This window comes from Bartonella sp. AP36NXGY, from assembly GCF_042195865.1.
Taxonomy (GTDB): Bacteria; Pseudomonadota; Alphaproteobacteria; order Rhizobiales; family Rhizobiaceae; genus Bartonella.
The window spans coordinates 25,410-48,831 of the sequence record NZ_JBHIPD010000014.1; the positions used below are offsets into that span (position 1 = coordinate 25,410).

Consider the following 23,422-nt stretch of genomic DNA (forward strand, 5'->3'; position numbering starts at 1 on the left):
TATGAATGATTGAGTTTTATACAAAAGTTCTTCAATAAATACCATTCTATCTATTTAATTTTATTATTTAAGAAGGTGTACAAGTGAAGATACGTTGTAAAATTTAAGTGAATGAATAATAGAGAAAAAAAATTTGACTGTAACAGATTTTCTGTGAACATTTGGCGTTTATATCTCAAAAATAAAAATGCTTAAGGCTATTTCCTTTCATTATTGAATTAAAAAGAAGAAAAGAAGCTCTATCCATTTAATAATTTAAATATTATGAAAAACGTGAAATAAATAACTTCATCAATTTGCCAGAAATAAAAAAAGGATAAGACTTATGGAATATATCAGCACGAGAGGTGAAGCTCCTGCTTTAAGCTTTACGGAAACAATCATGACAGGGTTGGCAAGTGATGGGGGACTTTATTTGCCAGATAAATTTCCTCAGCTATCATTTGATGCGTTACGAGCACTTCGTGGTCAGTCCTATACAACAATTGCTAAAACTATTCTGTGGCCCTTTGTGAATAACGAAATCGAATATACAGCTTTTGAAAATATGATCGCTGAATCTTATGCAACCTTTCACCATCCAGCAATCTGTCCGTTACGACAAACTGGAGCAGATGAATTTATCCTTGAACTCTTTCATGGTCCTACTTTAGCTTTTAAAGATGTAGCAATGCAGTTTCTTTCTCGACTGATGGATTATGTTTTGACTGAAAAAAATAGATGTGCAACGATTATTGCTGCAACATCAGGTGATACAGGAGGAGCTGCAATACAGGCTTTTGCTGGAAAAGAACACTCAGATATTTTTATTTTATTTCCTAAAGGACGTGTATCGCCTGTTCAACAACGGCAAATGACAACCAATCATTGTTTCAATGTTCATGCCATTGCCATTGAAGGAAATTTTGATGATTGCCAAGCTCTTGTCAAAGCAATGTTTAATGACCACAATTTTCGTAAAAAAAGAGCACTTTCAGGTGTTAATTCTATAAATTGGGCGCGTATCATGGCGCAAATTGTTTACTATTTTTCATCTGCACTTTCTTTAGGAGCACCTGATAGAGCTGTTTCATTTACTGTTCCTACTGGAAATTTTGGTGATATTTTTGCAGGTTATGTCGCAGCCCGTATGGGATTACCCATTGCTCAACTGGTCATCGCAACGAATGATAACGACATCCTTGTACGTACATTGACCAGTGGTACTTACAAAACACAACCAATAGTCCATACAACATCACCTTCTATGGATATTCAGGTCTCTTCTAATTTTGAACGTTTGCTCTTTGAAAGTGGCAATCGTGATCCAATGTGGATTCGCAATGCAATGGAAAACTTGAAAAAAACGGGTCTCTTTACTCTTGATGAAAAGCAACTCAAAAATATTCGTTCCCTATTTTCCGCTGGAAAAAGCAACATGGCTGCAACAGCTCAAACAATTGATAGTGTCTATAAGGAAAGTGGCTATCTTGTTGATCCACATACAGCGGTCGCTCTTCAAGTAGCGCGTGAAAACAAAAAACCGCATATTCCAATGATCGTTCTTGCCACGGCTCATCCAGCTAAATTTCCTGATACTATTAAAAGCGCTTGTGGCCTTCATGCTCCATGGCCATCTCATCTCAATGATGTAATGAAACACGAAGAACATTTTATAAATCTTGCTAATGATGAAAAAATAGTAAAAGATTATATTTCTTTAAAATCGCGTGCATCTTATTAAAGTTAGCTGCATTAATTTAAATCAAGAATATTCTGATACCCTTACAATGAGGTGTTTAGCTTATTTAATGGAGTTGTAGATACATGGATGTAGATATATGTCGCCTTAGTAATGGTTTGACTATCGCCACACATACAATGCAACAAATTGATAGTGTTGCCCTCGGAATATGGGTTAAAGTGGGCTCACGCAATGAAACCTCTACACAGCATGGTATTGCTCATCTTCTTGAGCATATGGCTTTTAAAGGAACCGAAAACCGTACTGCTTTTCAAATTGCAACCGATATTGAAGATGTTGGCGGTGAAATCAATGCTACAACCAGTATTGAAACAACAGCTTACTTTGCACGTGTACTTAAAAGCGATATCCCACTTGCTATAGACATTTTAGCCGATATTTTAATGCATTCAAAATTTGACGACGATGAACTAGAACGAGAAAAACAAGTAATCTTTCAGGAAATTGGTGCTGCCCATGACACTCCTGATGATATTGTTTTTGATCACTTTACAGAAACAGCCTTTCGTCATCAATCCCTTGGACGCTCTATTTTAGGAACAGCTAAAACTATTCAATCATTTACATCTACTGATCTCCATGATTTCATCAATAAACAATATAGTGCAGATCGTATGATTGTCGTTGCTGCAGGAGCTGTAAAGCACGAAAGTTTCTTGCGAGAAGTTGAAAGTCGTCTTGGTACTTTTCGCTCCCATTCAACCGCACCTCTTACTAATCTTGCAAATTATGTCGGTGGCGACTTTCGTGAATATCGCGATTTAATGGATACACAAGTTGTTCTAGGGTTTGAAGGGCGTGCTTATCACGCGCGTGATTTTTATGCAGCTCAAATTCTTTCTATCATTCTTGGTGGTGGTATGTCTTCACGTCTTTTTCAAGAGGTAAGAGAGAAACGTGGATTATGCTATTCTATTTATGCTTTTCATTGGGGATTTTCAGATACTGGGCTTTTTGGTGTTCACGCAGCTACCGGACAAGAAGGGCTCAAAGAACTTATTCCTGTGATTCTTGATGAACTTTCCAAGGTCAGCAAAAATATTCACGCCAACGAACTGCAACGAGCACAAACGCAATATCGTGCAAATCTGACAATGTCACAGGAAAATCCCTCTAGTCAAGCACATCTCATTGCTCGCCAAATACTCCTTTATGGTCGACCAATTCCAATATCGGAAACAATTGAACGCCTCAATCTCATCACTCCTAAAAGATTAACTGATTTAGCACATCGTCTTTTTACAAACTCCACTCCAACACTAACTGCTGTCGGACCTGTAGGACCCCTTATAAATTTTGATGATTTAACGTCAACTCTTTCATACAAGCTAAAGTAAAAACTTCTTTTCAATGCAACATCACAATAACGTCACATATTTTATCATAAAATTTACCACAAAAGCTCTCCTCATTAAATAAGTTTTGGAAATATTGGGCAAATAGGCGTACAAAACTACCCAATTCATACTTCATGTGATAAAGATTCTAATAAGTGAAGGTATATCCGTGAAATCTGAAAATTCATGGTTTAACTTTGCCCTTTTAAAATATAAAACTTCATTCGCTTCAGGTTCCATTGAAGCAAATGGGTGTGTGGTCTATTTGTATATAAAATCACATAACTTAAGAAAAGTGATAACAATTTATTATGTAAATAAATTATAAAAGGTGGACGTTTTTTCTCAAAAGTCGAAATGAAAATTAAACATCCTAAAATATTGAGAGTGGGACATTGTGAAGAGTTTGCGTAAAATAATTGACATCATTTTCATTGTAGTCGTTAGTTCTTTTGTCCATCTTACATCAGCACAAGCAATTGAACCAGTTAAAATTTCTTCTCAAGATGCTGCTCTTGATCTCTCAAAAGCAATTGAAATTCACCACACAAACAACTCTATTTTTCAAACAAGTACAGCACCAGGACCAGATGGTATTGTATGGCGTATTGAAGTGCAGGCAAAAAATGAAAAATTTTCCGGAAATTGGGCAGTTTTTTCTCTTGCAAATCCAACAGATGAACAAGTTGATCGTCTCATCGTTGCCCCCCATTACCGCATGGCACGTTCTGGATTTTTTTGGCCAGACCTTGGATCATCAAGGATTCAATCCATAACGCCAAGCGAAGGTTTTTCCCTCGATCGTCAACTTAGTGCAAACTCTGATATCTTTCGTATTACCCTTAACCCTGGTGCTGTTATTACATTTGTGGCCGAACTTAACTCTGCAAATCTACCGCAAATCTATTTATGGCAACCTGAAGCTTATAAAGATGCAATTAATTCTTATACGCTTTATCATGGTATTCTTCTTGGGATATCAGGTCTCTTAGCGCTTTTGTTAACTGTTCTCTTCGTCGTCCGTGGAACAGGGCTGTTTCCTGCAACAGCGGCAGTTGCTTGGGCTGTGCTTTTTTATATTGGTATTGACTTCAACTTTTTAAATAAATTCTTTGCAGTTACACTCACAACCCAACCAATCTGGCGTGCTGGTACAGAAGTAGCACTTACTGCTACACTCTTCATTTTTCTTTTTACCTATCTCAGCCTTAACCGCTGGCATTATCATTTTAGTTACGGTGCTATCGCTTGGACCATTGCGTTTTGCAGTCTAGGAGCCTTTGCTATTTATGATCCCATCAGAGCAGCTGGAATTGCGCGTTTGTCTTTTGGCCTTACCGCTGTGCTTGGTATAATATTAATCATCTATTTCTCAATCAGAAGCTATGACCGCGCCATTATGCTTATTCCAACATGGTTGCTCATTAGCTTTTGGTGTGTTGGAGCCTATACCTGCATAGCTGGACATTTAAACAATGATATTATCCAGCCAGCATTAGCGGGAGGATTAGTGCTCATTGTTCTTCTCATAAGCTTTACTGTCCTGCAACAAACTTTTTCTAATGACGCTTTCCATGAAGGAATATTTTCCGACCTTGAACAACAAGTACTCGCAGCAAAGGGAGCTGGAAATATTATTTGGGATTGGAATATTGAGCGTGATCGTATTGTTGTACATCCAAACATGGCAACCCTTTTTGGTACTGAAATTCATAACCTCAATGGACCTATGCGCAACTGGATTTCAGCCTTGCACCATGATGATCGTGAACGCTTTCAAGCCGTATTGGATATCATTCTTAAAAATAAAAAAGGGCGCATTGATCAAATTTTTCGGCTTTCTTCCGGTGGTGGTTATTATCATTGGTTTTCTCTTCGTGCACGTCCGGCTATGCAAAAAGATGGAAAAATCACACGTGTCATTGGAACCATTGTCAATATTACTAACCATAAAAAATCCGAAGAACGCTTATTGCATGATGCAATCCACGACAGCTTAACTGGACTTCCTAACCAACAAATTTTCTTTGATAGACTACAAAATTATACCTCTTTAGCGAAAGCAAATATCAAAATTAGACCAACTGTCTTTATGATTGATTTTGACAATTTTCGCCAAATTAATCGCAAATTAGGCATAGCAGTTGGGGATACTGTACTGCTTATAATCGCACGTCGTTTAAATCGTCTCATTAACTTTCAAGACACCTTATCGCGTCTTTCAGCAGACCGCTTTGCAATTATTTTACTCAGTGAAACCGAACCACAAAAAATTGCAGCATTTGCAGATCATTTGCACAAAACAATTTCAGCACCTATTTCACTTTCAGAAAATAAAATAATCCTTTCAACCTCTATCGGATTGGTTACATGGAGTGAAAGCCGATCGACGGCTAAAGATATTTTTAATGATAGTGAGTTAGCGATGATTCGCGCAAAACAAATGGGTGGGAACCATATTGAACCTTTTCGTCCTAATTTTCGCACTTTGGGTCTCGAACATAATACTCTGGAGAAAGATGTTCATTATGCCATAAAACGTAATGAGATGAAAATCCTCTACCATCCTATTCTTAATTTATCAGACGGACATATTATTGGTTTTGAAACAATTGTAGAATGGCATCATCCCACTTATGGAAATTTAAATGTCTCTGATTTCATAAAAATCGTAGAAAATGAACAAATTGTTATGGATTTGTCACAATTTATCATCGATAATGCCATTATTGATCTTATAAATGTACAAGAAAAGTTTTCCCAACAATCTTTCTTTATTTCAATTAATTTACCAAGCGCAGAAATGATTCATCCTCGTTTTATCAGTCAATTGCGTGCCGCTTTGCTTCGCCATCCGCTCCACAAAGGGCGTCTGATGATTGAAATATCTGAATTTGTCTTAAGAAATAATCCTGAACAATCAGCGCACTTTCTTGAACAAATTAAAACACTTGGAATGAATCTCGCACTCGATAATTTTGGAACAGGTTATTCGTCTCTGACCTATCTCGTACGTTATCCATTTGATATGGTTAAACTTGATCGTTCACTTATCTCAATCGACTCTCTTAAGAAGAAAATTGTTCTAAAGTCTATCATTAATATGGCAACAGATCTTAATTTGCAAATTATCGCAGAAGGTGTTGAAAATGAAAAAGAAGCAATCTTCCTCCGTCAAGAAGGCTGTAAATATGTTCAAAGTACACTTGTGACGAAACCGATTGCCATAGAAGAATTAATTACGCTCGTTCAGAGCCATTTCCCTTATAAAATAAAAACATAAGGGATAAAATAACGTGTAAAGTTAAAAAGCTTAGAAAAAACTCTACGCGTGTCCCATTTCAGAAGCAAGATAAGTTGGATCGATACCCATGCGTGTTAAACTTTTATCATACTTGCAGCTTAAATCGCTTTCAAAAAGAAAACTAGGTGATGTAGAACTGATTAGCCAACCATTTGTAGAAATTTCTGCCTCAAGTTGCCCCGCTTTCCATCCAGCATAGCCTAATGCGACCAGTGCATGTTGCGGACCTTGTTCGCAACTGATCGCTTTTAATATATCAATTGTCGCAGTAAAACAGATCTTATCCGCAATAAAAACAGTTTCTTCACAAGCATAATCATCTGAATGAAGGACAAAACCACGCGAAGGATCAACAGGACCACCATAGCGAACTGGAAACTGTTTTATTGGTTCAGAAAGACTTTTTTTTTGGCCACTGTCTATGATTCCTAAGTGAAGCAAAAGCTCTGGAAAATCAATGTGATGCAATTGATTGAGAATGATGCCCATCGCACCGGCATCAGAATGCGCACAAATATAAATAACAGAACGAATAAAGCGTTTGTCATTCATCCCAGGCATTGCTATGAGTAATTGTCCACCTAAAAAGCCATTACACCGCTTCATTAATCTGTTATTCTCCATAATTGACATGATAAAAATTTGTTCATTTAGCACACTAGGAAAATAAAACTCCAATGAAAAAAAGTTATATATTTACAAATTTACAAAATATCGCAACTTTCTTTTATAAAAAGCTTTTAGTTACTTTAAGCTTAACATTCATAGTTTTAGAATTACTTAACATTCCTGTAAATGCTCAAACAGAACAAAAACTCCAGCTTTTCGCAACATCTTGGTATGAATCAGATGGTGGTCGTATCCGATTAGCGATCACTGAACCTTCTCTTTCTGGAATAAGAGAAGGCATTATTGAAATTGAGCTTAAACCAGGATGGAAAACTTACTGGCGTAATCCAGGTAATTCTGGCATGGCACCATTTTTTAATTTCAACCAACAGATTTCTTATGAAATCTTTTATCCTACTCCACAGCTTTTTGAAACAGAAAATGATTGGTCATTAGGTTATAAAGATAAAGTAATATTGCCCTTCAATCTTTCTGGTTCAAGCAAAAATTTAAGTGGTGCTTTCACTCTTGGATTATGTCACAAAATCTGTCTTCCATTTACTGTTAACTTTGATTTTTCGCCATCTGCTCTTAAAAATAAACAGCTTCCTGCTTCCTTCTTAAAAAAGGCGCAAAATTCTTTGCCCCGCATGACGCAGAATGCACTAAAAATAAGTGCTGAAAAAAATAATAGTACCCTTCTTATAAAAATACAAAATAACAACAAAACCACTCCTTCCTCTCTCTTTTTAGATGGAGGAGAAATGCAAATTGGAGCAGCAAGAAAAGTCAGTGATAACGCAGAATATACACTCTTCAGTGCTCCACTCTATTTCACACCAGAAGAAATAAACCAAAAAATTTTTTATACAGTTGCTTTTAAAGATCACGCCTTAAGTGGAACATTCATATTCCATACGCAGCCAACCCCTCTTGCGTCTCCGTGATAAAAGAAAAAGCTCTCAAAAAGCAATTATGCTGGAAAACGTCCATTTTCACGATATTGAGTAATTGCTTTGCGAGCAAGGGCATCTGCGCGTTCATTTTCTGGATGTCCCGCATGCCCTTTTACCCAGTGCCATCTAACTGTATGACAAGAACTAGCATCCTCAAGAGCTTGCCATAGCTCCATATTTTTAACAGGATTTTTTGATGCAGTGCGCCAATTATTCTTTTTCCAATCTTCAATCCACTTAGATATACCGTTACGTACATAAACTGAGTCTGTATAAAGATCGACCAAACAGGGCTCTTTAAGCGCCTTTAATGCACAAATTGCCGCCATGAGTTCCATTTGATTGTTTGTCGTATGGATCTTACCGCCATAAAGCTCCCGTTCATGACCATTCCAGCGTAAAATTGCTCCCCATCCTCCAACTCCAGGATTCCCTGAGCAAGCACCATCTGTATAAATTTCAACGACTTTTTGTTGAGTTGCCATAAAATTTAAAAACCTAATTCACTTAGCGAATTTACATTACTGAAAAAACAAAGCTTGTGCCAATACTCCCATGGATCTTTCTTAATAACAAAGCTATTAGGCGGTGTATTAAACCAATCATATAGACGTGTGAGTAAGAAACGTAGAGATGCACCACGAGCTAATAAGACCATCTTGTCCAATTCTAAAGGGATCAATGGTCTTATTTTTTGATAATTTTCCAATAACTTACGTGCTTTGGTAAGATTATAGGAATGATCAGGCTCAAAGCACCAAGCATTTAAACAGATCGCTAAATCATAAGCAAAAAAGTCATTACAAGCAAAATAGAAATCTATCATCCCAGAAAGACGATGATTCACAAAAAAAACGTTATCATTAAATAAATCTGCATGAATAATGCCTATTGGTAAATTACATGGCCAATTTTCCTGTAAAAAAGCCAATTCCAACTCAATTTTTTGTCCAAATTCTTTTAACAATGCATCTTCTTTGGTTTGACAACGTTGCCACAATACCTTCCAATCCATAACAGAAAGAGTATTTTTACGACTGAGTGTAAAATCCTGTCCTGCTAAATGTAATTGTGCTAACCCCGTCCCCACTTCGCCACAATGATCTATATTGGGCTGGCGGATCCACTCTCCTTCCAGAAAAGTAATAATAGCAGCAGGACGTCCTGCTAGTTCACAGATCATCATTCCATCATTTTGAATAACAGGTTGAGGACAAGGAATTCCACGCTGTCCTAAATGCTGCATCAAGCGACAAAAAAAAGGTAAATCATCTTTTGAAATACGCTTTTCATAAAGTGTTAAAATAAATCGCCCTTGTGTTGTCTCTAACATAAAATTAGAATTTTCAATCCCCTCTTCTATACCTTGATAAGACAAAAGTGATCCTATTGCATAACGTGTTAAAAACACTTTTAAATCATTTGGGTGAATATCTGTATAAACGGCCATTATTCTGCTTTCGTTGTAGACATGTCTGTATTCTGATTTTCATTTTTTGCATTATTTGCTTGACCATTAACGAAAGCCATATCTTGAGACGTTAAAATGACGTCGCGTAATTCGCGACTCACTAAAAATTTTTCCGTTTCTACCACTGTTTCAGCTAATTCTATTGTGACATCATAACGCTCACGAAATGCTGAAATAATTTCATCAATAATAATTTCAGGAGCCGAAGCCCCTGCTGAAAGACTGACTATAGAAAGAGATTTTAGGTTTTCAAAATTAATTTCATCAGCGCGCTGAACTAAAATAGCTTGCCGCGCACCAGACTTTTCGGCAACCTCTACTAAACGTCGTGAATTAGAAGAGTTTGGTGCTCCAACAATCAAAAACAAATCACTCCCCTTTGCCGCTGCTTTAACCGCATCTTGTCGATTCGTTGTAGCATAGCAAATTGATTCAGCCGCTGGTGCTGCTAATGTAGGAAAACGTTGTTGTAATATATCGATAATTCCTGCAGTATCTTCAACAGAAAGCGTTGTTTGTGTAACAAATCCTAATTTATCTGGATCATTGGGTTGATAATGCAAAGCATCTTCTATCGTTTCAATAAGCGTCACAACCCCTTCTTCAAGCTGTCCCATTGTCCCTATCACCTCAGGATGACCAGCATGACCAATCAATATAACATGACGACCATGACGTTGATGTCGTATCGCTTGTTTATGAACTTTCGAGACCAACGGACATGTTGCGTCGAGATAAAACAAATTATAGTATCGTGCTTCTTCTGAAACAGATTTTGGTACACCATGAGCAGAAAAAACAACTGGTTGATTGCGATGTTCTTCTGGAATCTCATTAAGTTCTTCGACAAAAACAGCACCCCGTTGCTGTAATCCCTCAACTACGTAGCGGTTGTGTACAATTTCATGACGAACATATACTGGAACACCATATTTTTTTAATGCAAGCAGAACAATCTGGATAGCACGATCAACCCCTGCACAAAATCCACGTGGACCACAAAGACGTATCGTTAAAGGGGGAAGTCCAGACATAAATCATCCTTAATCTCTATAGTTTTAGCTATATATTCAAACAACCTATTATTATACATGAATAAGCAATGTAAAAAAACGTGCAATATCATCTTTTGCATAAGAACACACTCTATCGTGTTTTCTTACAGCATTTTCTTGAAGAAAAGCTCTTTTAAAATTTGCTCTTTCATTTTACGCAACTAAAGAGCGATAAAATACCAAACAAGAGATTCAATCAAAAGAATTCCAAAGATAGCTGCCAAATAAAGTAACGAAAAGAAAAACGTTTTTTTGGCCATCAAAATAGTTTCATTATGTGTATCAGCTTTCCATAAACGATAGGCAAAATAAATAAAGATAATGCTTAAAATTGTTGAAAAAATACCATAAAAAATTCCGCCAAGACCAGTAAAGCAAGGAGCAGCAGCACACAATGCCATCAAAACAGTATAAAATAAAATCTGTTTTTTTGTTGAATGTTCACCTCGTACATTAGGCATCATAGGGATACCTGCAGCCTCATAATCAAGAGATGAAAATAAAGAAAGAGCCCAAAAGTGAGGGGGGGTCCACATAAAAATGATTAAAAATAATAAAAAGCTATCAATACTCACTGTCCCTGTTGTCACGGCCCATCCAATCATTGGTGGAAAAGCCCCAGAAGCACCACCAATAACAATATTTTGTGGTGTGATACGCTTTAACCAAATTGTATAGATAACGACATAAAAGAAAATCGTAAACGCAAGAAAAAATGCCGCAAACCAATTAATGAAGCTCCCCATAACCAATACCGAGAGCATAGAAAGAACCATGCCAAAAATAAATGCCTTTTGGGAGCTGATTTTACCCATGGGAATAGGACGCTTTTTAGTCCGTTCCATCACAGCATCAATGTCAGCATCATACCACATGTTCAGTGCTCCCGCACCACCGCCACCAGCAGCAATACATAAAATTGCTAAAAAACCATACCACGGATTGATAGGAACAGGCGATACAAGCAAACCAACCAGAGCCGTAAAGACCACAAGAGACATAACACGTGGCTTTAATAATGTGATGTAATCACCAATACCGGATTTTGGTGGCGTTGATTTACCATTCACAACCGATAACTCTTCTGAAACTGACATTCCACTCAAAGCCCTTTTCCATTTCTGTCATTCACAAATCCAATATTATCTGACAAATATTATCTAGCGTATGGAAATGACCCATTAAGACCAATCGTATTTTTGAGAAAATATGAAATATCTCTTTCGCACGTATCCCCTAAAAGTAAATGGAAATATTGGCAATAAAAATACATTTTTTCAATCAACGTTCTCTCCACATTACAAATGTATCATAAAAATATATCATATGAATTAATATATTTGGGTAAATACTGATTTTGTGTTATGGTTTTTTATGGGGAATTCATTTTTTTATGTAAATCTATGCATGGTTGTGGGTGTTGAGTCGGATAGGATTTTCTGTGATACTTTATAAATTACTCAAAAAAACTTTTTTTATTGGTGCTGTTCTTTACACGCTTTATAGTAGTTTTATCAGTCATGCATTTGCACAAACACCCTATGCACAAGATGTCCCTGCTCCGCAAACCTATGGTGCATGGACAAAAGTGTGTTCTCTACCACCAGGTACACCTAACATACAGTGTGAAGTTGTACAAAACGTTCACACACAAGGGCGTCAAGATATTACCTTGCGCGTTACATTTTATAAACTTCCTCAAAAGCAAGGTGCTTTGATGCGTGTTTTTGTTCCGATTCGCGTTGAATTACGTCCTGGCGTTGGAATTAAAATTGACGATAAAAATATGGGCAGAATGGAATATCGTCGTTGTCTTGGTGATAATTGTGTTGCTGAAGCCTTTCTTAAAGAAGACATATTGCAGCTCTTTTTAAAAGGAAAAATGGCAACCTATTTTATCTTTACAACTCCGGAACAAGGGATTGGAGGTTTTGTTGACCTTCATGGTCTTGGCGACGCCTATGCAACCTTACCGACATGAATGAAATCAATACATTTTAAACAATCAAAATCTCATCGTATATTTTGAAAGATTCTTAAAATTAGATTGATAAAAATCTTCTGAGCCCCCATAAAAATAGGATAATTCTTATGAAATCGCTGATTGATCATTTTGATATTGCTTCCTCTAAAGTGCAATCACTTATACAGGAAACACTTCATCATGCTGATGATGGTGAGCTTTACCTTGAATACACAGAAAGCGAAGCTCTTTTATTTGATAATGGACAGCTTAAAAACGGCTCATTTCATCAAGATATGGGATTTGGACTACGCGTTGTTGCTGGAGAGGCTACTGGATATGCTCACTCTAGTGAGTTATCAGCTGCTGCACTCAAACGTGCCAGTGAAGCTGCTAAAGCTGTTACCTATAATAATCATGCAGGGACTTATAGCATAGCACCTCAACAAACAAACAAAAGGCTTTATCAACCGCATAATCCCCTTGATGCTCCATCATTTGAAGAAAAAAGTGCTCTTTTGCAAAAAATTGATGCCTACTTACGTGCTAAAAATGATAAATTGCATCAAGTGACTGTTTCTCTTTCCGGCTCGCTACAACATGTTGAAATTTTACGTGCAGATGGTTATTTGGTTCGTGATATTCGTCCCCTTGTGCGACTTTCTATATCTGTGGTCGTAGCTGAAGGCAATCGACGTGAAAATGGTTTTTATGGGTGTGGAGGGAGACAAGCATTTAACCAATTTATTCATGAAGACAATTGGAAGAAAGCTGCAGATGAAGCCTTACGTATGGCTTTAACAAATTTAGAAGCAGAAGCAGCACCTGCTGGATCTTTTGATGTTGTCTTAGCCAACGGATGGCCTGGTGTTATGCTCCATGAAGCCGTAGGTCATGGTTTAGAAGGTGACTTTAACCGTAAAAAAACATCCGCTTTTGCTGGACTTTTAGGACAACAAGTTGCAGCAAAAGGTGTTACAGTTGTTGATGACGGAACAATTCCACAATGCCGTGGCTCTCTCACTGTTGATGATGAGGGGACCCCTTCAGGATATAACGTTCTCATTGAAGATGGAAAGCTCGTTGGTTTTATGCAAGACAGGCTTAATGCACGGCTTATGGGAGGTAAATCAACTGGAAATGGACGGCGTGAATCTTATGCTTATGCACCAATGCCACGAATGACCAATACAATCATGCTAGGAGGAGATAAAACACCTGAAGAAATCCTTTCTTCACTTAAAAGTGGTATCTATGCTGTTTCATTTGGTGGAGGACAAGTTGATATTACTTCTGGAAAATTCGTCTTTGAATGTACTGAAGCATACCGAGTAGAAAATGGTAAAATTTGTGCACCAATCAAAGGGGCAACTCTTATTGGAAATGGACCGGATGCTATGAAACGTATCACAATGATTGGTAATGATAGTAAACTAGATAATGGTATTGGTATGTGCGGAAAAGCAGGGCAAAATGTCCCTGTTGGTGTTGGTCAACCTCATCTTCGAATCAATAATATGACAATCGGTGGAACTGCGCTTATAGAGGAATAAGCTTGCTCATTCCTTCCCAGTATTGCCTCCTTCTCGTCTATTATGACCATTTTGTGAGGGGGAGATTACAATGAATTGATTTATAAAGATAATCTAGCGTTATTCATATTGTATTAGAACCTTGAATACCGCAAGATTCTCTCATTTTAAATCTGTGTCTGTTGGATCAATCAAAATCATTCGTTTATACGTTACAGGCGGGGAGAGTTATATGGATAAAAACTGTACAAGAAAAGACTAAAGATTCCTCTTATGGGCCGTCTCAAGTACCAAGAGTTTTAAGAAACATTAGGGGATGGCAAATATAACGACGGCACAGGCTTATTCAGACACATCTTTTTCGTAAGATATTAGTCTTTTGTGTGTTTTTTTTGTGTGGGGTAACTTGTCTTTTATATTTCATAATAAAAAAGCTTAAAAGAAAAAAGCACTTTCTACATTCAGTGCTCTTAGCTCAACGAGAAAAAGGTTATTATTATAGATAAATTTTGGAGAAATTTTATAATAATACACAGGTCAACTTTTAAAAAATCTTCATAGTATTAAAAAACTTTCAGGCTAAAGTTTCCAACCTTTCTTTTTTTTCTTTTTGCTCAAAACAGCAACAACTTCGACATGTGGTGACCATAAAAATTGATCAATCGGTATGATTTTTTCTACTGTATACCCCCCTGCAACAAGAAGAGATAAATCACGAGCAAATGTAGTAGGATTACAAGAAATTGCCACAACACGTGATACTGTTGTCTTCGCTAATTCACGTACTTGTTGCTCTGCACCAGCACGGGGAGGATCAAAAACAACACTCTCAAAACATTCAAGTTCCTTTACAGAAAGGGGATGTCGGAAAAGATCACGTTTTTCACAAGTGACCGTTTTTAAACCAGTCGCAAAACGTGCTGCTGTATTTAGATTTCTTAATGCATCTTCATTATTTTCTACTGCATGAACATTCATCTTTTTTGCCATACGCAAGGTAAATGTTCCTACCCCTGAAAACAAATCAACAGCATTCTTTGCTTTTTTTAAATGAGTCAAAATAATATTGCCCATTATATTTTCAGCTTCACAAGTTGCTTGCAGAAAACCACCAGAAGGAAATTCAACACGGACATCTCCAAAGTAAATCTCTGGTTTTTCTCGTTCAACCAAAACTTCACCGTCAACAGATAAACGTATAATCCCATATGAAAGAGCAGCACTGATCATTCTCTGACGAAGTGATTCATGGTGTATAATGCAACCGCTTAAAGCAACATCTAAACCATTTTCAACACATGTTATCGTAACATGAAACCGTTTGGCAGAGCTCTTTAGAAAAGCACAGAGCTCTCTGATATTATGCAACTGAGAAATAAGCTCTGGACGGCTTACTGGGCATTCCTCAAGAGCTACAATCTCATGAGAGAGATAACGGTTAAAACCAACTTTTTGCCCCTGTGGGGTCATGGATGCTGTTAGAGTAATCCGCCGTCGGCTATAAGGTTTACATTCTATTAAAGGCGCAACAACATTATTAAGTCCATACTTTTTAAGCGCCTCAACAACCAATTGTTGTTTCCATACGCGATAAGCATCCATATGCCAATGCTGAAGAGTACACCCTCCACATTCTCCAAAATGCTGACAAAGAGTATCAATGCGTTCTGATGATTTTTCTTTTAATGTTATATATGTTGCATATTTTCCATGAACAGTAATTTCAGCACACTCTCCTGGTAAAGTAAAAGGAACAGAAACGAAGCCGTGAGACGTCTTAGCAATACCATAACCATTTGCTCCGATATGATCGATTATGACATTGTCATTCACTCTTGTTTTTCTCCGAATAGTAAATATTCCACGTTGCCATCACCACCTGTAATAGGGGAAGAAATTAAACCTTTTGCACTCCACCCTGTTTGTGTATTTAACCAAACAAAAAGCGCCTCAGCAGTTTCTTTAGCACTTGATGGACTTAATATTCCTCCCTTACTAAAGTGTTTACGACCAACCTCAAACTGAGGCTTTACCAGTAAAACAGCTTGGGCACCCTTCTTGGCTAAAGACAACACGGGAGGTAACGCAAGTTTGAGCGAAATAAAGCTAACATCTGAAACGATAAGATCAATTTCTCGCCCACCTAAATGTTCCTGTTTAAAATCTCTGACATTCAAGCCTTCTAATAACGTTATAGCACTGTTGCCCAATAAACGTTTATCAAATTGATGATGCCCAACATCAACGGCAATGACATGATCTGCTCCACGTTCTAAGAGAACTTGCGTAAAACCACCTGTTGATGCACCAACATCAATGGCTGTCACTTTGTCCGTTACAATTGGAAATGCATCAAGTGCAGCAATCAATTTTAACGCTGCCCGAGAAACATAATTCTGCGCTGGATCACAAACGGTAATCTCTGCATCATCAAAAACGATTTGCCCAGCTTTAAAAACGATTTCTCCGTTAACTTTAACAGTTTGGCGCATAATTGCATCACGTGCGCGTGAACGTGTCGTAAAAAAGTTTTTTTCAACTAAAAAAATATCGAGTCTTTTTCTGGAAGCCATCTCATACTCGAATTTTCTATCCTGTTCGAATCTCGCGTCCCAAAACAGCAAAAACCGTGTTTAAAATACCCATAGCGTCAAGTCCGACACGTGAAAGAACTTTTTCTGGTGAACCATGATTCAAATATTCATCAGGAAATTTTAGTGTACGAACTTTCAAACCATGCTCTAAGAGCCCTTCTTGCGCTAAAAATTGTAATATGTGCGCTCCAAATCCACCGATTGCCCCTTCTTCAATTGTCACCAATACCTCATGCTCACGTGCCAAACGACGCATCAAATCTTTATCTAAAGGTTTTGCAAACCGTGCATCTGCAACCGTTGTAGACAATTCTTCAGCCTCCAACGCATCAGCAGCTTGCAACACTTCTGACATCCGCGTTCCAAAACAAACCAAAGCGATTCTATTTCCTTCACGCAGAACGCGCCCTTTTCCAATTTCTAATAACTCACCACGTTGCGGTAAATCTATACCAATCCCCTCACCACGCGGATAACGAAAAGAAATTGGTCCCTGATCATAAGCTGCAGCTGTACGCACCATATGCATCAGTTCAAGCTCATCAGAAGGTGCCATAACAACAAACTCAGGAAGAGTGGCCAAAAAAACAATATCAAAACTTCCAGCATGTGTTGCACCATCTGCCCCCACAAAACCTGCTCGGTCAATAGCAAAACGTACCGGTAATTTTTGAATTGATACATCATGAATAATTTGATCATAAGCACGCTGTAAAAAAGTAGAATAAATTGCAACAAAAGGCTTATACCCTTCACAAGCAAGTCCTGCCGCAAAAGTTACGGCATGTTGCTCAGCGATACCAACATCAAACATTTTTTCAGGAAATTTTTTCGCAAAAGAATCAAGGCCTGTCCCTGTTGGCATCGCTGCTGTTATGCCAACAATCTTATCATCATGGCGAGCTTCTTCTATTAAAGCTTTAGAAAATACCTTGGTATAGGGTAGAATATTACTTGATGCTTTTACCTGTTTTCCTGTCGTGACATCAAAACGATTAACACCATGATATTTATCAGACGAGGCCTCTGCAGGTGGATATCCCTTTCCCTTATGGGTTACAACATGCACCAAAACAGGACCATTAGGATATTCACGAACATTTTTAAAAACAGGCAATAAATGCCCCAAATTGTGCCCATCTATGGGTCCAACATAATAAAAGCCAAGCTCATCAAATAAAGTTCCCCCAACCAAAAGGCCACGCGCAAATTCCTCTGAACGACGAGCTTTATCCAAAAAAAACTTTGGCAATTTTTCGCTCAACATCTTTACGCGTTCACGCAAATGACGATAAGAAGGACGAGACACTAATCGTGCAAGATGTGCACTCATAGCACCTGTAGGTGGTGCTATAGACATATCGTTATCATTAAGAACAACAATCAAGCGTGCATTCAAAGCACCAGCGTTGTTCATGGCTTCATAAGCCATGCCCGCAGACATTGCACCATCACCAATGACAGTTATGATATTGCGTCTTGTCTCTGCTTTCAAAGCACTTGCCACTGCCATACCAAGCCCCGCTGAAATAGAAGTAGACGAATGCCCCGCTCCAAATGGATCATACACACTTTCTGAACGTTTTGTAAAACCAGATAATCCGCCCTCCTGACGTAATGTGCGAATTTTTTCTCTACGCCCCGTTAAAATCTTGTGTGGATAGGTTTGATGACCAACATCCCAAATAATCCTATCCTCTGGTGTATTAAAAATATAATGTAATGCAACAGTGAGCTCAACAACACCAAGTCCCGCCCCAAGATGACCACCTGTTACAGAAACCGCATCAATTGTTGCGGTCCGCAACTCATCAGCCAACTGTACCAAATCAGACTCAGGTAATGCCCGCAAATCTTGCGGAAAACAAACACGGTCAAGCAATGGTGTTAAGACCTGAGACAAAAAAAATCCTTCCTATTATCTTAACTCAAGAAAACACAATGATAAAAATATATCTTCTCTACTCTTTTATTTACAGTTTTGCATCTTTTTTACTGAAAATGCTCTTTTCTATTTGAGATGAGCTATAATTTCCTCATTTTTAACTTATTTTATAAAAAAGAAATCAATAAAACTTTCTGTTTATAAACTAAGGTTATTGCTTCTCTTAAGTCCCACAATAAATATCCAAAAAGATTTAAATTATTTAGCATCAAGTGGTTCCACTCCTTCTGGAAAACCTTCTTCTGAAAGCTGGATTTTTTCAACTTTAGCTTCAGCAACTCTTAAGAGTTTTTCACAATGCTTTTTAAGCGCTTCACCGCGTTCATAAATATCAATGGATTGTTCCAAAGGCACATCGCCACGTTCCAAATTTTCGACAATAACTTCAAGTTGCTTAAGCGCTTGCTCAAAGCTTAAGGTCGTAATATCCCCCTCTTGTATCTCTTTTTTCATATGAACCTCAAAAAATATCTGTTCTGGATATACGAACTCCAAAACCTTCCAAACCTACATAATGATGCTCTTTAGAAGCATAAACAATAACAGAGCCTATTCCTAAATATTTTAAAATTTGTGATCCTAAACCAATTTTGCGCCATTCTTCTTCGCGTGCAATCGCCTGCACATGGTTTTCTGAACTGTTTCTTGTCATGTTTTGAATACCAACAGTTGATTGTATAACAGATCCTTCACGCAAATAAATAAATACGCCACGTTTTTCTTTTTCCATCATACGCCGCATTATCACCATAATATCTGAAGTTTGACAAAAAACGTCACTTATAATGTTTTCATGATGTAAATGCACAGGAATATTCTCACCCTCACGGACATCACCAAAAACAATTGCAATATGCTGAACGACTTCCCAAGGGAGTTGATAACTTTGAACAATAGCGGGACCTACGAATGTTTCAATAGGCATTTCTCCAACATGCTTGATCAATATTTCCTTACGTTGGCGGTAAGCAATTAAATCTGCAACCGTTATAATATGCAACCGATGTTCTTGCGCAAATTTCATAATCTGATCGCCATGTTTAACGCTTCCATCATCATTAACTAACTCACCGATAACACCAACCGGCGGCAAATTAGCTAATTTACATAAATCAACAGCGGCCTCCGTGTGACCTGAACGCATGAGCACTCCCCCTTCATGCGCAATTAAAGGAAAAACATGCCCTGGACGAACAAAATCATCCGCACTTGCATTTGAATTCGCAAGATTACGTACAGCTAATGTACGGTCATGTGCTGAGATCCCTGTTGTTATGCCGTGTTTAAAATCAACAGTAACCGTAAATTGCGTCCCATGTGCAGAGTTATTATCTGGTACCATAGGAGAAAGATTAAACCGTTTTGCTTCTTTTTTTGGCATAGGTGTGCACACAATACCTGTTGTGTGACGAAGAATAAACGCCATCTTTTCTTCTGTACAATGCGCTGCAGCAACAGTTAAATCACCCTCATTTTCACGGTCATCATCATCTGTCACCACAACAATTTCACCGCGTTCAAAAGCTTTAAGTGCAGAAACAATTTTTTTTTCATCATACGCCATTGTTCACCTTTTCAATCACCCAACTTGACCGCGATGTCTTAGATAATGGTCAGCAATAGCACAAGCAACCATCGCTTCACCAACAGGAACGGCACGAATCCCAACACATGGATCATGACGTCCCTTTGTTATAACGTCTATATCATGACCATCAACATCAATGGAACGACGAGGTGTTAAAATTGATGAAGTAGGCTTTACAGCAAAACGCGCAACAATTGGCTGTCCACTCGATATTCCCCCTAAAATACCTCCCGCATGATTTGATAAAAAAAGCGGTTTTCCATCATTTCCCATTCGCATTTCATCCGCATTTTCTTCTCCCCTCAAGCGGGCTGCCGCAAAACCATCACCAATTTCCACACCTTTTACCGCATTAATCGACATAAGTAACGAGGCAATATCTTGATCAAGCTTTGCGTAAATAGGGGCTCCTAAACCTGCCGGAACATTTTCTGCAACGATCTCAACAACCGCACCAACAGATGTCCCCTCTTTACGGAGTTTACTGATATAGTCACTAAAAATTTGAACCATCTCTGCATCAGCTGTAAAAAAAGGATTATTATCGACCTCTGACCAATCCCAACGATCACGATTAATATTATGAGGACCAATTGCTATCACTGCTCCTCGTACAATCAAACCAGGAACGATTTTACGAGCAAATGCACCTGCTGCAACACGTGCTGCCGTCTCCCGTGCCGAAGCACGTCCCCCGCCTCGAAAATCACGAATGCCATATTTAATATCATAAGTATAATCCGCATGTCCTGGACGATACTGATGAGCAATTGCTCCATAATCTTGAGAGCGTTGATCTGTGTTTCGAATCAACAGAGAAATTGGTGTACCTGTTGTCACCAATGTCGTTCCATCGTCTTGAACAACAACTCCTGAAAGGACCTCTACTTCATCTGGTTCTCGGCGCTGCGTTGTGTATTTTGATTGTCCTGGCTTGCGTTTATCAAGATAAGCTTGAACTTCTGCAAGAGTAAAAATAATTCCAGGTGGACAACCATCAATGACACAACCAAGAGCAGCACCATGACTTTCACCCCATGTTGTTACACGAAACAAATGACCAAATGTATTATGCGACATGAAAAAAGATCCATTTCTCTGTCAAATATATACGACGATAACGTATGTTGTGTGCTATACACAAAACAGCTCTTTTCTCCCAAATACTCTTGGACACCTTAAATTTGGTCAAATTACTGCTGTCTAATAAAATCTTATAAACCAAACTTTATTCTTTAACGACAGAAATGTCTGGGGCATCAACTGCCTTCATACCTATGATATTATAACCCGAATCGACATGATGGACTTCACCGGTAACAGAACGAGACAAATCTGAAAGAAAATAAAGTGCAGAATCACCAACCTCTTCAATTGTTACCGTACGACGTAATGGAGCATTATATTCATTCCATTTTAAAATATAACGAAAATCACCAATACCAGAAGCCGCTAACGTTTTAATTGGTCCAGCAGATATAGCATTAACACGAATATTTTGGGGACCTAAATCTACCGCTAAATATTTCACGCTCGCTTCAAGAGCGGCTTTGGCAACCCCCATTACATTATAATTGGGAACAACCTTTTCTGCACCATAATAGGTTAGTGTCAAGATTGAACCACCATCTGGCATCAATTTTTCTGCACGCTTCGTTAGAGCTGTTAGGGAATAAACGGAAATATTCATGGTCATCATAAAATTTGATTCGCTGATATCAATATAACGACCACTTAATTCATCTTTATCAGAAAAACCAATAGCATGAACTAAAAAATCAAGTTTTCCCCATTTCTTCTCTATTTCTCTAAAGACCGTATCAATAGAGACACTGTCAGAAACATCACAATGTCCACAAACAAATCCCTTTAATTCTTCAGCCAAAGGCTCGACACGCTTTTTCATTGCTTCACCCTGATAGGTAAAAGCAAGCTCTGCCCCTGCGCTACTTGCCGCTTTAGCGATTCCCCAAGCGATGGAGCGATTATTGGCCAACCCCAAAATTAAACCACGCTTACCGTACAATAAACCATTACCCTTAGCCATCAGCACTGCCCCATTGTTACTTAAAATTAGTATTATTCACCTGCCTATGACACAGGTCAACTTTTTCTTCAAGCAATTGGTTTAAAATCAAACAAAAACTACGCTTTTATATATAAAATTTTTAAAATTAATCTTGTTGCATTTGCAAAAACTGTTCTAGTGCGGCGGTATTTTCATCTCCCGGCAACATAATGCGAACATGCACATAAAGATCATCTCTTGTACCATTTTTTAAACGAAGCCCTTTCCCTTTCAACCGTAAAACGCGATCAGAACTTGACCACGCAGGAATCGTTAAAACCACACGCCCCTCCAACGTCTCAACTTCTTCTTTTGCTCCCAAAACAGCATGTTTAAGAGAAACTGGTAAATCAAGATGGAGTGCTCTTCCTTCAACCCGAAAACGAGGATGTTTTTGAATCTGAATGGTTATTAACGCATCACCTGCTTGCCCGTGAGGTACCTCTTCTCCCTGACCTTTTAAACGAATAGTCTGTCCGTCTTCAATATAATCTGGCAGTTTAATTTTTAACTTTTTTCCATTTGGAAAAACAGCTTCCACCTTTTCTGCGCCAACCATCTGCTCTAATGTTATGGCAAGATTAGCACGAACATGTGCTCCTTGTTGGGGACGGTTATAGTGTGTGGAATTCGAAAAGCTACCACCTCCTCCAAACAGATCGCGAAAAATATCACTCGCATCAAAACCTGCACCACCTGAAGAGGAAAAATCAAATCCCTTTGCTCTTCCTGAAAAGGGATTTTGTTTATTGCTAAAATTTTCACCAGCACCATAGGCTTGATAAAGCGGTTTTCCTTCCATATCAATTTCACCGCGGTCAAATTGTGCCTTTTTATCTTTATCACCTATAATTTCATAGGCTTGATTAATTTCAGCAAATTTCTCTTTAGCCTTTGTATCATCTTTATTATGGTCTGGATGATATTTCTTCGCTAATCTTCTAAATGCCGATTTAATCTCTTGCGATTTTGCGGTACGTGCCACACCCAGAATCGTGTAGGGATCACGCATATTGCCCTCTTTTCAATTTCTTCGTTTTCAAAATATCAACTGATACGTTGTTCAATATCCCTTATAGCTTCATCAGTCTATTCTAAAGAATAATTTCTTCTTTTCTCTTTATATGTCTATCAATAAACTAAAATACCAGATAAAATGAGACATTTATTTAATATAGCTCCTTGTAGTCTATGCTAAAGTAAAAAATAATTATACTACCATAGAAATACACGATAGCATTGGCTTTTTGAAAATA

General features: G+C 38.0%; 19 protein-coding genes. 6 read left to right on the forward strand and 13 right to left on the reverse strand.

The genetic code is table 11. The features are described from left to right. Nucleotides 1–325 precede the first annotated feature (325 nt). The 3 genes from thrC to ACFINX_RS06925 all read left to right on the forward strand — a co-directional run bounded on the left by thrC (nt 326) and on the right by ACFINX_RS06925 (nt 6,364). Entirely contained in the window at nt 326–1,723 is a 1,398-nt protein-coding gene (gene thrC, locus ACFINX_RS06915; protein ID WP_375668544.1) for a threonine synthase, read from the forward strand. Nucleotides 1,724–1,806: 83 nt separating this feature from the next. Beyond that, entirely contained in the window at nt 1,807–3,081 is a 1,275-nt protein-coding gene (locus tag ACFINX_RS06920; RefSeq protein WP_375611135.1) for a M16 family metallopeptidase, read from the forward strand. A 397-nt stretch (nt 3,082–3,478) separates the two neighbouring features. Further along, the gene (locus tag ACFINX_RS06925) at nt 3,479–6,364 is read left to right on the forward strand and encodes an EAL domain-containing protein (RefSeq protein WP_375620659.1); all 2,886 of its coding nucleotides are present in this window, start codon (nt 3,479–3,481) and stop codon (nt 6,362–6,364) included. 42 nt (nt 6,365–6,406) lie between these two features. On the opposite strand, the gene ACFINX_RS06930 is transcribed toward ACFINX_RS06925, so the two are convergent. Then, complete coding sequence (locus tag ACFINX_RS06930; RefSeq protein ID WP_375613019.1) at nt 6,407–6,991, reverse strand: YqgE/AlgH family protein; 585 nt, start codon at nt 6,989–6,991, stop codon at nt 6,407–6,409. 71 nt (nt 6,992–7,062) lie between these two features. Between ACFINX_RS06930 and ACFINX_RS06935 the strand changes: the two genes are divergently transcribed. Then, complete coding sequence (locus ACFINX_RS06935) at nt 7,063–7,941, forward strand: protein-disulfide reductase DsbD domain-containing protein (RefSeq protein WP_375628302.1); 879 nt, start codon at nt 7,063–7,065, stop codon at nt 7,939–7,941. Between the two features lie 26 nt (nt 7,942–7,967). Here the strand turns inward: ACFINX_RS06935 and rnhA are convergent, their stop codons facing one another. The 4 genes from rnhA to cyoE all read right to left on the reverse strand — a co-directional run bounded on the left by rnhA (nt 7,968) and on the right by cyoE (nt 11,573). Next, entirely contained in the window at nt 7,968–8,435 is a 468-nt protein-coding gene (gene rnhA / locus ACFINX_RS06940) for a ribonuclease HI (RefSeq protein WP_375613021.1), read from the reverse strand. 5 nt (nt 8,436–8,440) lie between these two features. Continuing rightward, nucleotides 8,441–9,400, reverse strand: coding sequence for a homoserine kinase (locus tag ACFINX_RS06945; RefSeq protein WP_375613022.1), 960 nt, complete (start codon nt 9,398–9,400; stop codon nt 8,441–8,443). Further along, entirely contained in the window at nt 9,400–10,455 is a 1,056-nt protein-coding gene (gene ispH / locus ACFINX_RS06950) for a 4-hydroxy-3-methylbut-2-enyl diphosphate reductase (RefSeq protein ID WP_375611130.1), read from the reverse strand. Before ispH ends, ACFINX_RS06945 begins: the two co-directional genes overlap by 1 nt. A 182-nt stretch (nt 10,456–10,637) precedes the next feature. After that, nucleotides 10,638–11,573, reverse strand: a complete 936-nt coding sequence (gene cyoE, locus ACFINX_RS06955; protein ID WP_375613023.1) for a heme o synthase — start codon at nt 11,571–11,573, stop codon at nt 10,638–10,640. A gap of 344 nt (nt 11,574–11,917) precedes the next feature. On the opposite strand from cyoE, the gene ACFINX_RS06960 reads away from it, so the two are divergent. Both ACFINX_RS06960 and tldD read left to right on the forward strand, forming a co-directional pair. Beyond that, nucleotides 11,918–12,457 carry an invasion associated locus B family protein gene (locus ACFINX_RS06960; RefSeq protein WP_375628307.1) on the forward strand — a complete coding sequence of 180 codons (540 nt, stop codon included), beginning with the start codon at nt 11,918–11,920 and terminating at the stop codon, nt 12,455–12,457. 110 nt (nt 12,458–12,567) lie between these two features. After that, complete coding sequence (tldD, locus tag ACFINX_RS06965; RefSeq protein WP_375668545.1) at nt 12,568–13,992, forward strand: metalloprotease TldD; 1,425 nt, start codon at nt 12,568–12,570, stop codon at nt 13,990–13,992. A 558-nt stretch (nt 13,993–14,550) separates the two neighbouring features. Here tldD and ACFINX_RS06970 read toward each other — a convergent pair. The 8 genes from ACFINX_RS06970 to ACFINX_RS07005 all read right to left on the reverse strand — a co-directional run bounded on the left by ACFINX_RS06970 (nt 14,551) and on the right by ACFINX_RS07005 (nt 23,178). Further along, the gene (locus ACFINX_RS06970) at nt 14,551–15,804 is read right to left on the reverse strand and encodes a class I SAM-dependent RNA methyltransferase (protein ID WP_375638051.1); all 1,254 of its coding nucleotides are present in this window, start codon (nt 15,802–15,804) and stop codon (nt 14,551–14,553) included. Then, nucleotides 15,801–16,544, reverse strand: coding sequence for a TlyA family RNA methyltransferase (locus tag ACFINX_RS06975; protein WP_375613026.1), 744 nt, complete (start codon nt 16,542–16,544; stop codon nt 15,801–15,803). The genes ACFINX_RS06970 and ACFINX_RS06975 overlap by 4 nt, the downstream gene beginning before the upstream one ends. Before the next feature lie 16 nt (nt 16,545–16,560). Next, nucleotides 16,561–18,468: a 1-deoxy-D-xylulose-5-phosphate synthase gene (dxs, locus tag ACFINX_RS06980; RefSeq protein ID WP_375631585.1), complete on the reverse strand. Its 1,908-nt coding sequence runs from the start codon at nt 18,466–18,468 to the stop codon at nt 16,561–16,563. A gap of 240 nt (nt 18,469–18,708) precedes the next feature. Beyond that, a complete protein-coding gene (locus ACFINX_RS06985) occupies nt 18,709–18,963 on the reverse strand; it encodes an exodeoxyribonuclease VII small subunit (protein WP_375611123.1) in 255 nt (84 codons plus the stop codon). 7 nt (nt 18,964–18,970) lie between these two features. Continuing rightward, nucleotides 18,971–20,074 carry a 3,4-dihydroxy-2-butanone-4-phosphate synthase gene (gene ribB, locus ACFINX_RS06990; RefSeq protein ID WP_375668546.1) on the reverse strand — a complete coding sequence of 368 codons (1,104 nt, stop codon included), beginning with the start codon at nt 20,072–20,074 and terminating at the stop codon, nt 18,971–18,973. 15 nt (nt 20,075–20,089) lie between these two features. After that, a complete protein-coding gene (gene aroC, locus ACFINX_RS06995) occupies nt 20,090–21,178 on the reverse strand; it encodes a chorismate synthase (RefSeq protein ID WP_375613029.1) in 1,089 nt (362 codons plus the stop codon). 148 nt (nt 21,179–21,326) lie between these two features. After that, complete coding sequence (gene fabI, locus ACFINX_RS07000) at nt 21,327–22,145, reverse strand: enoyl-ACP reductase FabI (protein ID WP_273787904.1); 819 nt, start codon at nt 22,143–22,145, stop codon at nt 21,327–21,329. Nucleotides 22,146–22,272: 127 nt separating this feature from the next. Beyond that, on the reverse strand, nt 22,273–23,178 hold the full coding sequence (locus ACFINX_RS07005; RefSeq protein ID WP_375668547.1) for a DnaJ C-terminal domain-containing protein: 906 nt from the start codon (nt 23,176–23,178) through the stop codon (nt 22,273–22,275). Nucleotides 23,179–23,422: the final 244 nt, after the last annotated feature.

What these genes read in the sequence shown, in the direction of transcription:
- fabI (WP_273787904.1), bottom strand. Translation starts at nt 22,145, where the DNA reads ATGGCTAAGGGTAATGGTTTATTGTACGGTAAGCGTGGTTTAATTTTG.
- aroC (WP_375613029.1), bottom strand. Translation starts at nt 21,178, where the DNA reads ATGTCGCATAATACATTTGGTCATTTGTTTCGTGTAACAACATGGGGT.
- ACFINX_RS06945 (WP_375613022.1), bottom strand. Translation starts at nt 9,400, where the DNA reads ATGGCCGTTTATACAGATATTCACCCAAATGATTTAAAAGTGTTTTTA.
- ribB (WP_375668546.1), bottom strand. Translation starts at nt 20,074, where the DNA reads ATGGCGTATGATGAAAAAAAAATTGTTTCTGCACTTAAAGCTTTTGAA.
- ACFINX_RS06930 (WP_375613019.1), bottom strand. Translation starts at nt 6,991, where the DNA reads ATGAAGCGGTGTAATGGCTTTTTAGGTGGACAATTACTCATAGCAATG.
- ispH (WP_375611130.1), bottom strand. Translation starts at nt 10,455, where the DNA reads ATGTCTGGACTTCCCCCTTTAACGATACGTCTTTGTGGTCCACGTGGA.
- cyoE (WP_375613023.1), bottom strand. Translation starts at nt 11,573, where the DNA reads ATGTCAGTTTCAGAAGAGTTATCGGTTGTGAATGGTAAATCAACGCCA.
- tldD (WP_375668545.1), top strand. Translation starts at nt 12,568, where the DNA reads ATGAAATCGCTGATTGATCATTTTGATATTGCTTCCTCTAAAGTGCAA.
- ACFINX_RS07005 (WP_375668547.1), bottom strand. Translation starts at nt 23,178, where the DNA reads ATGCGTGATCCCTACACGATTCTGGGTGTGGCACGTACCGCAAAATCG.
- rnhA (WP_375613021.1), bottom strand. Translation starts at nt 8,435, where the DNA reads ATGGCAACTCAACAAAAAGTCGTTGAAATTTATACAGATGGTGCTTGC.
- ACFINX_RS06920 (WP_375611135.1), top strand. Translation starts at nt 1,807, where the DNA reads ATGGATGTAGATATATGTCGCCTTAGTAATGGTTTGACTATCGCCACA.
- ACFINX_RS06935 (WP_375628302.1), top strand. Translation starts at nt 7,063, where the DNA reads ATGAAAAAAAGTTATATATTTACAAATTTACAAAATATCGCAACTTTC.
- ACFINX_RS06975 (WP_375613026.1), bottom strand. Translation starts at nt 16,544, where the DNA reads ATGGCTTCCAGAAAAAGACTCGATATTTTTTTAGTTGAAAAAAACTTT.
- thrC (WP_375668544.1), top strand. Translation starts at nt 326, where the DNA reads ATGGAATATATCAGCACGAGAGGTGAAGCTCCTGCTTTAAGCTTTACG.
- ACFINX_RS06985 (WP_375611123.1), bottom strand. Translation starts at nt 18,963, where the DNA reads ATGAAAAAAGAGATACAAGAGGGGGATATTACGACCTTAAGCTTTGAG.